This is a genomic window from Kitasatospora sp. NPDC004615, from assembly GCF_042873545.1.
GTDB lineage: Bacteria > Actinomycetota > Actinomycetes > Streptomycetales > Streptomycetaceae > Kitasatospora.
Genome location: NZ_JBIALQ010000014.1, coordinates 73,960 through 88,352, shown reverse-complemented (window position 1 = coordinate 88,352; position 14,393 = coordinate 73,960). Strand labels below are relative to the sequence as shown.

At 71.9% G+C, this 14,393-nt stretch carries 9 protein-coding genes; 3 read left to right on the top strand and 6 right to left on the bottom strand.

All coding sequences use genetic code 11. The annotated features are described in order from the left end of the window. Window positions 1-16: 16 nt before the first annotated feature. Window positions 17-1,519 (bottom strand): DUF4192 domain-containing protein, encoded by a 1,503-nt coding sequence (locus ACFYS8_RS34060; RefSeq protein ID WP_387648827.1) that lies wholly within the window; start codon window positions 1,517-1,519, stop codon window positions 17-19. A gap of 207 nt (window positions 1,520-1,726) precedes the next feature. On the opposite strand from ACFYS8_RS34060, the gene ACFYS8_RS34055 reads away from it, so the two are divergent. Then, window positions 1,727-3,922: a RecQ family ATP-dependent DNA helicase gene (locus tag ACFYS8_RS34055; protein WP_387648824.1), complete on the top strand. Its 2,196-nt coding sequence runs from the start codon at window positions 1,727-1,729 to the stop codon at window positions 3,920-3,922. A 307-nt stretch (window positions 3,923-4,229) separates the two neighbouring features. Continuing rightward, window positions 4,230-4,916 carry a hypothetical protein gene (locus tag ACFYS8_RS34050; RefSeq protein ID WP_387648937.1) on the top strand — a complete coding sequence of 229 codons (687 nt, stop codon included), beginning with the start codon at window positions 4,230-4,232 and terminating at the stop codon, window positions 4,914-4,916. Between the two features lie 198 nt (window positions 4,917-5,114). Here ACFYS8_RS34050 and ACFYS8_RS34045 read toward each other — a convergent pair whose 3' ends face one another. The 3 genes from ACFYS8_RS34045 to ACFYS8_RS34035 form a co-directional block, all read right to left on the bottom strand. After that, on the bottom strand, window positions 5,115-5,468 hold the full coding sequence (locus tag ACFYS8_RS34045) for a hypothetical protein (protein WP_387648823.1): 354 nt from the start codon (window positions 5,466-5,468) through the stop codon (window positions 5,115-5,117). 505 nt (window positions 5,469-5,973) lie between these two features. Beyond that, the gene (locus tag ACFYS8_RS34040; RefSeq protein ID WP_387648821.1) at window positions 5,974-6,657 is read right to left on the bottom strand and encodes a ribonuclease HII; all 684 of its coding nucleotides are present in this window, start codon (window positions 6,655-6,657) and stop codon (window positions 5,974-5,976) included. A gap of 212 nt (window positions 6,658-6,869) precedes the next feature. Beyond that, window positions 6,870-7,493, bottom strand: a complete 624-nt coding sequence (locus ACFYS8_RS34035) for a TetR/AcrR family transcriptional regulator (protein ID WP_387648818.1) — start codon at window positions 7,491-7,493, stop codon at window positions 6,870-6,872. A gap of 143 nt (window positions 7,494-7,636) precedes the next feature. Here ACFYS8_RS34035 and ACFYS8_RS34030 point away from each other — a divergent pair, with 143 nt between their 5' ends. Beyond that, window positions 7,637-9,190, top strand: coding sequence for an MFS transporter (locus ACFYS8_RS34030; RefSeq protein WP_387648815.1), 1,554 nt, complete (start codon window positions 7,637-7,639; stop codon window positions 9,188-9,190). A 97-nt stretch (window positions 9,191-9,287) separates the two neighbouring features. Here the strand turns inward: ACFYS8_RS34030 and ACFYS8_RS34025 are convergent, their stop codons facing one another. Then, window positions 9,288-11,030, bottom strand: coding sequence for a DUF4153 domain-containing protein (locus ACFYS8_RS34025; protein WP_387648812.1), 1,743 nt, complete (start codon window positions 11,028-11,030; stop codon window positions 9,288-9,290). Between the two features lie 209 nt (window positions 11,031-11,239). Then, window positions 11,240-14,353 carry an Ig-like domain-containing protein gene (locus ACFYS8_RS34020; protein WP_387648810.1) on the bottom strand — a complete coding sequence of 1,038 codons (3,114 nt, stop codon included), beginning with the start codon at window positions 14,351-14,353 and terminating at the stop codon, window positions 11,240-11,242. Between the last annotated feature and the right edge of the window lie 40 nt (window positions 14,354-14,393).

The following is a 14,393-nucleotide window of genomic DNA, read 5'->3' as shown; positions in this document are numbered from 1 at the left end:
GATGAGCGTACACATGTCAGCCTCCGGTGGACTGCTGGTGTCGGAATGCCCTGCTGCGGGGCCTGGGGATTCGCGGCGACGCGGCCCGCAGCGGGCAGGATCGGTGCTCGCCGCCCGGCCGGCGGACCTCGGCTGACGCGGCGTCGGGCGAGATTGTCGACCGGCCGCCGCCTGGGCTGCCGTCCTCGCCCGGCTCGGCGTGGCCCGGCCCGGGCTCGGCGCCCGCGCGGTCCGGCCCGGATCCGCCCTGGCCTGCCCTGACGGCTTTCGTCGGCTCGGCGCCGGACCGGGGCGGGGGCCCGGGCGGGGCGGCGGACGCCCGCGAGGGACCGCCGGGCCGTTCGGCTCCCGACGGCCCGGCGGGCGGCAGGAGCTCTGGGTGCCGGCGGCTCGCCGCCCCGCGCAGCCGGGTGCTGCGTTCGCTCCGGACCACCTGGAGCAGTGCCTCCGCGGCGAGGCCGGAGTTCAGTGATTCGTAGAGCAGTTGGGCAAGGGTGTAGCCCGCGTCCAGTTCCAGTGCCCTGGCCAGTACGACCCTCGCCGTGGCGGGGTCTCCGGCCAGCCAGGACGTCCAGGCCAGCAGTGTCATCGGCGGGGCGGCGAGGTGTTCGAACGGGTCGACGCAGCGCTGGATGAGGTAGCGCCACAGCTTCTGGGCGGTGGCGAGTTCGTGCGGTTCGGCGTACTCGGCAGCGCGATCGCGGCCGAGTTTGTCCTGCAGGCCGATCAGCAGGCGGGCCGTCCGTCTGGTGTCGAGCTCCCGGGCGCCGCTGCGGAACTCGGCCATCGCGCTGGCCAGCAGCTCGTCGGTGCGCTCGACCGCCGTATGGCGGCCGCCGGGGCCGGCCAGCTCACGGATGAACGGCGGCCCGGCGTCTTCCAGGGCGCGGCGCTGCACCTCGCAGAGCGGCGGGCCCACCGGGGCGAGGCCGGCCACGATCGCCTTGCGGCTGCCCCTCGGGGCGAGGCCCGCGAAGGTGGCCGCGGCGGCGAGCGGACTGGGCTCGTGGGCGGCACGGACCGGAGTGCCGTCCGGCGGACAGCAGTCGACTCCGGTGCACAGGAAGGACCACCAGCGGCCCGCAGAGACGCACAGCGACTCCTTGACGATCACCTGCTCGCCTTGGAAGGCACTGGTGAGTGCGGCCGCCAGTGGGCGGAGCTCCGCCAGTACGGCCTGCCGCCCCTCGGACACTGGCGTGCCGTCGGCGGGATCCCGGCACAGGTACAGCAGGACTTGGACGGGGCGGCGGTCGCGCTGCTCGGACAGCTCGACCAGCAGCCGGGCGGATTCTTCGGCGGTGCGCTCCCAGGATTCCGGATCGGCCGGAATGTCGATCCGGATCACTCCGCCCTGATCGAGCGCGGGGCCCTGCAGGCCCACCGCGACGATGCTGTCATCGGGGAAGAAACCCAGCAGGTAGGGGAGCATCTCCGCCATGTCGGCGGGGCCGCGCAGCCGGACCGGGAGGTGGCCGGGGCGCGAGGAGGGCTTGGTGGTGCGGTCGTCTGCGGTCATGGCGGAAAGCCTGGACCCGATTCCGCCACCACTGCGGATATTTCATTCGCCCTGTGGATAAACCGGGGGGTTCAGCATTAGCTACCCCTGATGGCGGACAATTCCGGCCCGAACAGGACACTCTGACGTCATATCACCCGATTAGAGCCAGGTTGTCCACAGCCTCCCATTCGCGGTCCGTCCGTGAAGCGCGGTATCCATGACCTCATGCAGACGCGCGAACTCCATCCGACCACCCCAGCCGACCGCGAAGCCGTCCGGGCCGCCGCGGAAGCCGTGCTGCACAGCCTCGCGGGGCCCTCCACGACGCTGCGCGAGGACCAGTGGAAAGCCATCGAGGCCCTGGTGGTGGACAGTCGCCGCGCCCTGGTGGTGCAGCGCACCGGATGGGGCAAGTCCGCCGTCTACTTCATCGCCACAGCGCTGCTCCGCGCGCGCGGGGCCGGCCCGACGGTGATCGTCTCGCCGCTGCTGGCGCTGATGCGCAATCAGGTCGAATCGGCCGCCCGGGCGGGCATCCACGCCCGGACGATCAACTCGGCCAACCCGGAGGAGTGGGAGGAGATCCAGCAGGAGGTCGCCGACAGCCGGGTCGATGTCCTGCTGGTCAGCCCGGAGCGGCTCAACAACCCCGACTTCCGCGATCAGGTCCTGCCCAAGCTCGCCGCCTCCACCGGCCTGCTGGTGGTGGACGAGGCGCACTGCATCTCCGACTGGGGCCACGACTTCCGGCCCGACTACCGACGGCTGCGCACCATGCTCGCCGAGCTCTCCCCCGGCGTCCCGGTGCTGGCGACCACGGCGACCGCGAACGCCCGGGTCACCGCGGATGTGGCCGAGCAGCTCGGCACCGGCGCCGGTGACGCGCAGGCCCTGGTGCTGCGCGGCCCGCTGGACCGGGAGAGCCTCAGCCTCTCGGTGCTCTCGCTGCCCGACCCGGCGCACCGGCTGGCCTGGCTCGCCGACCACCTGGCCGATCTCCCCGGCTCCGGCATCATCTACACCCTGACGGTCGCCGCCGCCGAGGAGGTCACCGAGTTCCTGCGCGAGCGCGGCTACCCGGTCGCCTCCTACTCCGGCCGGACCGAGGACGCCGAGCGCCGCGAGGCCGAGGCCGCCCTGCTGGCCAACCGGGTCAAGGCCCTGGTCGCCACCTCCGCGCTCGGCATGGGCTTCGACAAGCCGGATCTCGGCTTCGTGGTCCACCTCGGCTCGCCGAGTTCTCCCATCGCCTACTACCAGCAGGTCGGCCGCGCTGGCCGTGGCGTCGACCGTGCCGAGGTGCTGCTGCTCCCGGGCCGGGAGGACGAGGCGATCTGGCGGTACTTCGCCTCCATCGGCTTCCCCGCCGAGGAGCAGGTCCGCCGCACCCTGGCCGCGCTGGCCGAGGCCGGCCGCCCGCTCTCCACGGCGGCGCTGGAGACCTCTGTCGACCTCCGTCGCTCCCGGCTGGAGATCATGCTCAAGGTGCTCGACGTGGACGGCGCGGTCCGCCGGGTACGCGGCGGCTGGGAGTCCACCGGCGAGCAGTGGCGGTACGACGGCGAGCGGTACGCCAAGGTCGCCCGGGCCCGCGCGGCCGAACAGCAGGCGATGCGGGACTACATCGCGACCGAGGGCTGCCGGATGGAGTTCCTGCGCCGCCAGCTCGACGACCCGGAGGCAGCCCCGTGCGGGCGCTGCGACCGGTGCACCCATGCCCAGCACTCCACCGAGGTGTCGGCCGAAGCCACCGGCGCGGCCCGCGCCGCCCTCGGCCGGCCCGGGGTCTCCTTCGAGACCCGGCGAATGTGGCCGACCGGCATGGAGTCCCTCGGTGTCCCGCTGCGTGGCCGCATCCCTCCCACCCAGCAGGCCGAGCCGGGGCGCGCCCTCGGCCGGCTCTCCGACATCGGCTGGGGCACCCGGCTTCGCACGCTGCTCGACGAGCGCTCCCCGGACGGCCCGCTGCCGCGCGAGGTGCTGGACGCCGTCGTCGGTGTGGTCGCGGACTGGGCGCGCGGCCCGGGCGGCTGGGCCGGACCGGCCGGTCCGGACGGCACCCGGCTGGAGCGCCCGATCGGCGTGGTCGCCCTGGAGTCCTCCACCCGACCACAGTTGGTGTCCGATCTCGCCGGAGGCCTCGCCTCGATCGGCCGGATGCCACTGCTCGGCCGAATCCAGTACGCCACCGGGGAGCCCCCGCACGGGCCGCGCAGCAACAGCGCCCAGCGGCTGCGCTCGGTCGCCGGAACGCTCGTACTCTCGCCGGGCCTGGCCGACACACTGGCCGCGACTCCCGGCCCGGTCCTACTGGTGGACGACCTGGTGGATTCCGGCTGGACGCTGACGGTCGCGGCTCATCTGCTCCGCCAGGCGGGTGCCACCGCGGTGCTCCCACTCGTCCTGGCCATCCGGGGGTGAGGACGATTCGGCCGAGCTCGACGCCGGTCCTGGCACTCCGGCACGCCCGGACGCCTGGCCCCGTTCACCGGTCGGCCTCCACCCATACACACCCCGCTCACCGATCGGTCAGCCGAATGGCCGCACGACAGGGCTGGGACATGTCGGGCAATTAGGCGGGTCCCGGGCGGCGTTTGTCAGTTCATCATTGCCGCCCGGCGGCTCTCGCCCGAGAATTGGAAGGCATCCAGCGCCCGGTCCGTCGGACCCGGCCTTCGGCGTACGCCCGCGCACCTCCGGGAGCGTGGGCACGGGAAGGAGGATCGTGATCAACGGCATCGACCGAGGTCCTTCCCACTACGACGGCCGTCGGGCCATCACGCTGCAGGAGTGGGAGCGCCTCGGCGTGCCCCTCCTTCGCACACCCCGAGAGTTCGTCACCGAACTTCACCAGCGGCACCTACCGCAGCCCGGCACCACCGTGGTCGCGGTACTCGACCCCGAGCATCGGGTGGTGGCGTCGGCCTCCTTCGGCGTCCGCCCGCAGTTCAGCGACGGCTGGGACCACCGCAACGCCCTGCTCGGCCACCTCCGCCGGGTCACCCCGCACGACCTGAGGCGGATATCCCCGAGCCGCACCGCCGTCCTGCTGCGCTGCCGGGACGGCGGGCCGGACTGGACCGAGCAGGACGGGGCCTGGATGTGGGCGCTGCGCGCCGCCGCCGAGCTGCACGGGCTGCGCTGCGGCTCGTACCTGACGCTCACCCCGGCCGGCTGGCAGTCGCTCGGCGACGGCCGGCGCGGGCGCAATCCGCACGCCGGGTCGTGGGCGCTCGGCCCGATTCACACCGTCACCGAACTGCCGTCGCGCATCCCGTCCGGCACCGGCTCCGAACACCCCGCACTGCCGGCGCCCTTGGAGCCACCGGTCGCCCCGGTCACCTCACTGAACGCGATCCGCGCCCTGGAGGTCGGCCGCGACAGCCGGGCGATCCGTCGAACCGCCGCCCGCTGAGCGGTCGTCCACCCGCGGTGACCCGCTCACCAAAGCAGGCAGCCCGACGCGCCCCGGCAGCAAAAGCCCCAACGGCACCGCAGGACAACCGCGTTACGGCCCGACGGAACCAGGACACGGCAACGGTCCGACCCCGCCCGCAGGCGGAGCCGGACCGGCACGACGAACCGGCGGTCAGGCGGACCGACGAACCAGCGGTCAGGCGAACAGCGGGGCGACGGTGTCCGTCTCGCCGCAGACCACCAGCAGCTTCGCGGCACGCTCCAGCGCCTTGCGCGCCGCAGCGGCCACCCGCTCCGGGTGGTTCTCGTTGACCACCAGCACCACCACGTCGCGGCGCAGCGTCCGGGCCGTGCCGGCGTCGGCGTAGAACACGTCGCCGCCGTCGGCGAGTTGAGCCCAGTAGCGCTCCTCGCCGAAGCTCGTCTCGTGCTCCTGCCAGGGGTGCGCGGCACCGACTGTCAGGACCAGCACGTCGCCGGGGCGGCGGCCGGACTCCAGCAGTGCGTCGACGGCCTCGTCGGCGCGGTCGAGCGCCTCGGCCGCAGCCACGGGCAGGAGTTGAACGGTCGGCCGACCGGGGCGCGGCGCGTGGCCGGGCTTGGGTCGGGGTGCGGGCCGCGGACCGGGAATCGGCCGGTCCGCACGGGGCGGTGCGGGACGCGGCGGGCCGGGGCGAGGGCCCGGAACCGGAGCGGCGACGGCGGTGGAGGAAGGCATACGGTGGGCAGGTGCGTCCGACTTGTGGGGAAGGGGAACGCCGGGGCCCGGGATCGTCTCGTGAATCTCCGGCTCCTCGGGGAAGACAGGCATACCCGGATTCCTATCAAATGCCGGTCGGATGCGCACGGGCACCCCACCACTTGAAAGTGTCGCCGCCGGAACGCGGGTACGCGACAACGCCCGAGTGACGGGTGGATGAATGTTGACGAACCGTCAGAATCGACGAATATCGACGGACACGGTCGCCGCCAAAGCCCTCGGAGGGCACCCGGCAGCCGCAGCGAACCATCGGATTGTGCGACTGCCCGAGGGCGCGTTGCGGCACTGAGGGCGCTCAGAAACCGAGCGAGAGCTGCTCGCCGGTGTCGACCGGGACCCGCTGCCGCTTGAGGTGGCTCCACTTCGGCAGGGCGTCCATGTAGGCCCAGGACAGGCGATGGTGCTCGGTGGGCCCGAACTCCTCCAGCGCGGCGCGGTGGGTCGGCGAGGGGTAGCCGGCGTTCTCCTCGAACGCGAACGCCGGGTGGTCCACCCCGAGTTCGGCCATCAGCGCGTCCCGCCGGACCTTGGCCAGCACCGAGGCGGCGGAGACGCAGACGCACGACTGGTCGCCCTTGATCACCGTACGGACCCGCCACGGGCCGCCCAGGTAGTCGTGCTTGCCGTCCAGGATCACCGCGTCGGGCTGCACCGGCAGCGCCTCCAGAGCGCGGACGGCGGCCAGCCGCAGCGCGGCCGTCATGCCGAGGTCGTCGCACTCCTGGGACGAGGCGGCGCCGATCGCATAGGCGGTCACCCAGTCCTCCAGGATCGGGACGAGCGCCTCCCGGCGCCGCTCGGTGAGCAGCTTGGAGTCGGTGAGCCCCTCCGGCGGGCGGCGCAGGCCGGTGACGGCGGCACCGACCATGACCGGCCCGGCCCAGGCGCCGCGGCCCACCTCGTCCAGCCCGACCACCAGGCGGGCTCCGGCCCGGCGCAGGGAGCGCTCGACCGAGTGGGTCGGGGGGTCGTACGGCATCGGGGTTCCTTCACTGGACAGGGGGACAGCCGGGGCCGCGCCCGAGGACGCGCCCAGCTGCTTTCAGCCTACGCCGCCGCCCGGACAGCCCAGCCGCCCAAGCCGGGCCCGGCGGCCCGGGCCCGGACCCGCCACGCCCCGCCCCGCCCCGCCCCGCCACGCCACACCACGCCACGCCACCGGTCCAAGCCCGCTCCCCCGCCCGGCCCGCGTTACGGCCTGATCGCCGGCAGCAGCACCTGCCCGAGCAGGTCCTCGCAGAACTCGTCGTCGAACACCCCGGCGCAGAACTTGGCGCGGTACAGCAGCATCGCCGGCAGCACGTCGGCGACGATCGACACCGCCGCGCCCCGGCGGACGTCGCCCCGGGCCTCGCCGCGGCGCAGGATGCCGAGGATGCCCTCGGCGGTCGGTCCGACCACCCGCTCGTGCATGAAGCCCTTGAAGAACTCGGCGCGCTCGTGGTCCAGTTCACCCATCAGGGCGCGGACGGCCGCACCGGTCCGGGAGTTCAACACCGCGGTGTAGGCCTGGATGACGTGCCGCAGCTCGGCCTCCGCGGAGCCGAGGTCGGGGATGTCGGCGGGGGGCGGCATCACGGCGACCAGGGCGTCCATCACCAGGTCCGCCTTGGAGGCCCAGCGCCGGTAGAGCGCGGCCTTGCCGGTCTGCGCGGCGCCGGCCACGCCTTCCATCGTCATCCGGGCGAACCCGCCGGACGTGAGCTGGTCGAGCGCGGCCTCGAAAATCGCGGCCTCCAGCGCCTTGCCGCGCCTGCGCAGCGGGGCTCCCTCCACGGGGCCGTCGGCCGATTGCCGCCGGTCCGGCTGATCCATCGTCATCCACCCTAAAAGACGGTTGCGTTCACTATCGGCGCCGACTAATGTCCCCGACAGTGAACGAGACCGTTCACTATCCGTATTGCCGAGCACCTTACCCAGACAGCAACCGATAGCAGTAGCCGGCAGGGGGCACAACAGTGGCTATCTCCGACATGCTCAGCAAGTCGGCTCCACCGGGGGCCGGTCGCGACCGGCGCAAGGGCATCACGCTCACCGTCATCGCGGCCACGCAGCTCATGGTCGTCCTCGACGCGACCATCGTGAACATCGCGCTTCCGCACATCCAGGACGCGCTGAAGTTCTCCACCACCGACCTGTCCTGGGTGATCAACGCCTACACACTGACGTTCGGCGGCCTGCTCCTGCTCGGCGGCCGGGCCGGTGACATCCTCGGCCGCCGGCGGGTGTTCGTCGTGGGCGTGCTGTTGTTCGGCCTGGCCTCGCTGCTCGGCGGTTTCGCGCAGAACGGCGGCATGCTGCTGGCCGCCCGGGCGCTGCAGGGCGTCGGCGGTGCGATCTGTTCACCGACGGCGTTCGCGCTGATCGCCACCAACTTCAAGGAGGGACCGGAGCGGAACCGCGCGTTCGGCGTCTTCTCGGCGGTGGCCGGCTCGGGCGCCGCGATAGGCCTGCTGGCCGGCGGAGTGCTCACGGAGTACCTGAACTGGCGCTGGGTGTTCTTCGTGAACGTGCCGATCGCCGCGCTGATCGCCATCGCCGCGCCGCGCTACATCAACGAGTCCGAGCGGCACCCGGGCGCCTTCGACCTGCCCGGCGCGCTCGCCTCCACCCTCGGCCTGGTCAGCCTGGTGTACGGGTTCATCCACGCCGCGGACCCGAAGGCCGGCTGGGGCAACGGCGTGACGATCGCCTCGTTCGCCGTCGGCGCGGCCCTGCTGGTCGCGTTCGCGGTGATCGAGCAGCGCACCGCCCAACCGATCACCCCGCTGCGGCTGCTGCGGAACCGCAACCGCACCGGCGGCCTGATCATGATGCTCTGCCTGGCCGCGGCCATGTTCGGCATCTTCTTCTACGTCACGCTCTTCGTTCAGCGCGTGCTCGGCTACAGCGCGCTCAAGGCGGGTGTGGCCTTCCTGCCGATCAGCGCCGCAATCATCGTCGCCGCGCAGCTCGCCTCCGCCCTCCAGGCCAGGCTCGGGCCCAAGCCGTTCCTGGCCACCGGCAGCCTCCTGGTGACGGCCGGTCTGAGCTGGCTGACGCAGACGGACGTGCACAGCAGCTACCCACTGGGCGTGCTCGGCCCGACGGTCACCTTCGGCTTCGGCATGGGCCTGATCTTCGTCCCGGTCATGCTGATGGCGGTCTCCGGGGTCGCGGCGCACGAGACGGGCGCAGCCTCGGGCCTGCTCAACTCGGTGCAGCAGATAGGTGGTTCGGTCGGCCTGTCGATACTCACCACGGTCTTCGCCAAGGCCGCCACCTCCGAGGGCAGCCGCCAGCAGCCGGACTTCCTCGCCCACGCCGGCCCGGCCGAGCTGCAGTTCGCCCAGCAGCACCAGACCTTCCCGCCCGGCAGCAGGTGGGCCAACGAGGTGCTGGCCTACGCCGTCTCGCACGCCTTCGTGGTGGGTGTGGCGTTCGCGGCGGTCGCGCTGCTGTCCGCAGTGTTCGTGGTCAGGGCGCGGGCCTCCGACCTGCCGGCCGAAACCCCGGCCGGAATAGCGATATGACGCCACATCACGCCGGCTGACACACAACGATGGCGGGGGGTGCCACTCGACACTCCCCCACCCCCGTCAACGACCGCCGGCCGCCGGCCGCCGAACGTCAGCGGACCTCGATTTCCGTGCCCAGCCCGACCCTCTGGCAGGCCTGGTTCCGGTCCCAGACCACCGGGTGTGCCGCGAGGATCTCCCGGGCGCGGGCCTCGGCCCGGCTGACGGCGTACCAGGAGGGCGCGGGCTCGTTCGCCAGGTCGGCGGCGATCGGCTGGAGCGCGCAGGTGCGCAGGTCCTCGGGCAGCCGGTCGAGAGCGGGCACGGCGTCGACGGAGAGGCCACGCAGGTAGTCGACGTCGAGGCGGGCCGCAGAGGTGCGGTAGCGGTCGACGTTCTGCTCGGCGATCAGGCCGTCGGTCCGCAGCAGGCCGAACAGCGCCACGGCCAGGGCGGCACTGAGCACCACCGCGCGGGGCAGCCAGCGGCGGGAGGAGAGCACCGAGCCGACCAGCACCATCAGGAAGACCAGGCCGAGCCAGATCTCCATCGCGGCGACGTTGACCCGCAGGCGGGTGAGTCCGAACGCGTCCATGTACAGGCTCATCCGGACCAGCGCGGTGCCGACCACCACCAGGGTGAGCGCGCACAGCAGTCCGAGCATCACCTTGACCAGCAGCCGGTCGCCCGCGCTGCTGCGCGGCGCCCAGTACTTGGCGAGCGCGACGACCACCAGGGTGAGCACGGCGATCCATCGCAGCTGCCAGAAGCCCTGGCGGGCGTACTCGGCGGGGGTCATCCCGGTGCGGCGCATGATCGAGCCGAAGCCGCCGATCAGCACCACCAACTGCACCACCACGAAGACGCCGAACAGCAGGTTCATGACCGCCAGCGGCATCGCCCACTCCAGCCGTCCGCGCTCCTTGCCGGCCCGGGTCCTGGTGCGGTCCCAGCGACGGGGGGCGGCGGCGGCGTGCGCGGCACCCAGGGCAAGCAGCACTCCACCGACGAAGTACACGAAACGCTGCGGGACATCCCCGGCCTCCACCGAGGGAACGAGGTGCCCCAGCAGGTCGGCAACGGTGGAGTCGGCGCCGGCGAACAGCATGCCGAAGACCACCAGCAGCACCAGGGAGACTCCGACGGCCTTCACCACCTGCCCGACCCGGGCCTTGGCCGGAAAGCGACGCTCCTTCAGCGCCCGTATTCCCCAGGCGAGTCCGGGCAGGAAGTGGGCCCACAGACCGATCGATCCCATCGCCACCCCGACCCAGCGGGCGCCGCCGTGCAGGGTGAGTGAGCCGACGCAGATCGCGGCGATCACCGCGAGCGTCACCGCCCCACCCGCACCGCTGACGGCCGGGACCAGGCAGAGCAGCAGCGCGGCCGCGGCGAACGCGAGGTGCCAGGGCTTGACCCGCCGCCCGGTGCCCAGTGCGGTGATCGCGGCACCGACCGCGCCCGCGAGGGCGCAGAGCAGCAGGTTGACGCCGAGTCCGCCACCGAGTGCCAGCGCGCTGACCAGCCCGGACGCACCCGCCGCCGCCAGCACCCGCAGCCCGGCGGGCTCGATCGTCCGGGCCTTGCTGGGCCGCAGCCACTCCGGCTCGGGCAGCGGCGCCTGCGGCCGGTGCTGGTACGGCGCGTAGGGATTGGCACCCGCCGCACCCGCCGCAGTCGCCGAGCCCGCCGCACCCGCCGAGCCCGCAGCGACCCCCAGCGGCGTCCCCTTCCCGAACGCCCCCGGACGCGGCCCCGCAGGTGCCGCGAACGGGTCCGCCGGCTGCGGCTGTTCGCCGGAAGCGCCGGGACCGGTAAAACCGCCAGCGCCACTGGCGTCGGACGGCTGCGACATGAAACCCCCTCAGAATGCGGGCATGCGGCGGTTTTCGGCCAGCCGCACGCCCGGTCGTGCCGGTGACTCTAGAGCCCGAACACCACTTCTGAACAGGTTCAAAAAGCCGCCGGGGCGGCTTGGTCACAGACTTGTGACACAAACCGCCCCGGCGGTGGGACGACAAGCGGGACAACGGGTGGGACGTCGGACGGGGCCAACAGGCCCGGTCAGTAGGCCCCGTACAGCGAGTACACGAGGTTGTCCTTCACGGCGGTGCCGAAGCTCGCCGGGAAGGTGCCGAACGGGACGCTCGCGTTGCTGTAGACGCCGGACCCGGCGGGGCCGGAGCTGTAGTGCATGTTGTTGACGGTGGAGCTGGTGCCGTTGGAGTTGTAGACCAGCCAGTAGGTGGTGTTGGCGGCCAGCGTGTAGGTGACGGCAGCGCTGTTCCAGGCGTTGGCGTTCAGCACGCCGACCGAACTGCTGGCCAGCAGGGCGTCCGGCGAGCCACCGTTGTCGCTGTAGACGGCGATCTGGAACTGGTTGTTGGGCGAGGCGCTGGTCTGTCCGGTGTGCACGTTCAGCGAGCTGAGCGCGATCGGCGAGTTGCCGGTGGTGATCTTCGAGCCGTTGAGGTGGTTGGAGTTGGTGTCGTCGAGCTGGGTGCCGATGGCGTTGTTGCCGATGGTCTGCGGCGGTGCGCCGGCGGTGGTGAAGGCCGCCGTGTAGGCGGCGGCCTGGGTGTTGCCCGCCAGGTCCTTCACGTTGGCGACGCTCAGCGTGTAGCCGGTGTTGAGCGAGAGGGCGGCGTTCGGGGTGAAGGTGGCGGTGTTGGTCGCGGAGTCCAGCGCGACGGTGCCGGCCACCGTGGTGCCGCCGCTGGTGGTCTTCAGCGTGACGTTGGTGGAGTTGACGGTGGCGGCCTGGACCGGCTCGCTGAAGGAGGCCTTCACCGGGGCGGTGGCGGCGACGCCGGTCGCGCCGTTGGCCGGGACGGAACCGGTGACGGTCGGCGGGACGGTGTCGGTGCCGTAGGTCGCGGTGTAGGAGCCCACGTTGCCGTCGAAGAAGGCGTACGTGATGCCGTGGATGGTCTCGATCCGGTAGTTGACGGCGGTGGTGCCCTGCTTGATGCCGGTGAGGGTGCCGCCCGCCGAGTTGACCGGGACCATGGCGCGCAGGCCGTTCGCGCCGCCGGTGATGCTGAAGCTCAGGGTGTTCGCGTTCCACGCCATCCCGGAGAACGCGGAGCCGTTGCGGAAGTCCAGCCAGTTCAGCAGCTGGCGGCCGGAGACCACGGGGGTGCCGTGCGCCTTGGCCGAGGCGATGACCTGGTCGGACGCGGTGGAAGCGGCGTAGTCGGTGTGGATGTTGGCGGTCAGGACGGTGTAGTAGCCCTTGGCGTTGTACGCGTTGTCCAGCAGCGTGTTGACGGTGCCCGGCATGGACTGCCCGGACTCGTCGGTGAGTTGGGTGGTGGCCTGGTACTCGTTGATGGTGGCGCCGTTGCTGTCCGCGAACTTCATCGGCAGGCCGGTGCCGTTGAAGTAGCCGGGCCGGTCCTGCACGAAGCTGCCCGGGTAGTAGTAGTAATCGGTGTCCAGCCGGATGCCGTTGGCCAGCTTGGTCTTGGCCTGGGTGGCCCAGTCGTCCCACTCGACGCAGTGGGTGCGGGTGCTGTCCGGGTTGGGCAGTGAGGGGTACTTGGCCTTCCAGGCGGCGAGCTGGGTGGTGTAGACGTTCGCCAGGTCGGTGGGGGCGCCCCACGGGGTGCAGTTGGTGGTGATGTGGGTGCTGATCTCGAAGCCCTGGTCGGAGTAGGCCTTGGCCTGGGCGTCGGTCATCGGCCCGCTGGCGTAGACGTTGGACGAGGCGCGCACGCACTCCCAGTTGGCGACGTTGCAGCCGGCCGGGCTCTGCGCGATGTAGCCGTCGAAGCGTCCGGTGGTGCCGCCGATGCCGTGGTCGTCACCGGTCATCACGACGACGGCCTTGACGTCGCGGGGGAAGTACCAGAACTTCGGCAGCGGCTTCTTGGCGGCGTCCATGGTGGTGATCAGGTTGCCGAGCAGGCGCTGCTGTTCGTCGGCGATCGGGATCTGCGCCTTGTCGAGGTTGTTCCAGTTGAGTTGGCCGCCCGTGCCGAAGAACATCTCGCTGGCTTCGATGCCATCCACGTTGTCGCGTTGCTGGCCGCCCCAGGCGATGTTGCCCTGGCGGGTCTGCACCACGGACTTGGCGAGGTCGAAGGTGAACGCGGCGGCCTGGCCGGTACCGGCGGTGCGCAGGGTGACGGCCGGGTTGGTGGTGGCCACGGCGACGTCGCTGTACAGGGTGGCTACGGCGGTGGCGCCGTTCAGCGTGTACTTGTCGGCGGTGCCGTGGAAGCCCATGGTGTCGGAGGTCAGTCCGGTGCCGGGCGCGGCGGTGGTGTCGATCTTCAGGTAGGAGTCGGCCAGCGTGTCGGTGGTGGCGGTGAGGCCGAGCAGCCCGGCGAGCTGCTTGTCGGGCCTCATCGCGACCAGCCGTCCGCCGCCGTTCACCCAGGTGGTGAACATGGTGGTCTGGGCGGCCGTCAGCTGGTTCTCCGCCAGCAGCACCACGTCGTACTGGGCGAGCGTGGCGGAGGTGACGGTGCCGAGGTCGGCGGTCTTGTAGTAGTTCAGGCCCTCGGCCTTGAGGATCTCGCCGTAGTACGAGGTGTACGGGTTGGCGGGGTCGGTGACCAGCAGGATCGGGCCCTCGTTGCCGGGGCCGTTGCCGGGTGTGGTGCTGCCGCCGCCGGACGGGGTGTAGGTGGCGTAGATGGAGTAGTTGAGGCTGCCGGTGGAGACGGCGCCGAAACTGCTGGGCCAGGTGCCGAAGGCCTGGCCGCCGGTGGAGTAGCCGCTCTGGCCGCCGCTGGAGTAGTTGAGGTTGTTGACGGCGGCGGAGACGCCGTTGGAGTTGTACGCCAGCCAGTAGGGCGTGTTGGGCGCGAGGGTCGCGGCGACCGGCAGGGTGTTCCAGGCGTGCGCGGTGAGCGTGCCGGACGCGGAGGAGCCGAGCAGCGGGCCGGGCTTGCCGGCGACGTCGCCGTACACCGCGACCTGGTACTGGTCGTTGGGCGTGGAGCCGACGGCGCCCACGTACACGCTGACGCTGTTGACCGTTCCGCCGCTGGAGCCGGTCACGAAGCGCGAGGTGTTGATGTAGTTGGAGTCGCCGGAGTCGGTGGCGGTACCGACGGTGTTGTTGCCGAGGACGGCGGTGGTGTCCGCGTGTGCCGCGGGCGCCGCCATCAGTCCGGTGGATGCGAGCAGGGCCACGAGCAGCCCGGCGAGCCGTTTTCTGAACCTCACGCCAACCCCCCAAGGTCGGATGACCGGATGAACGGCAGAA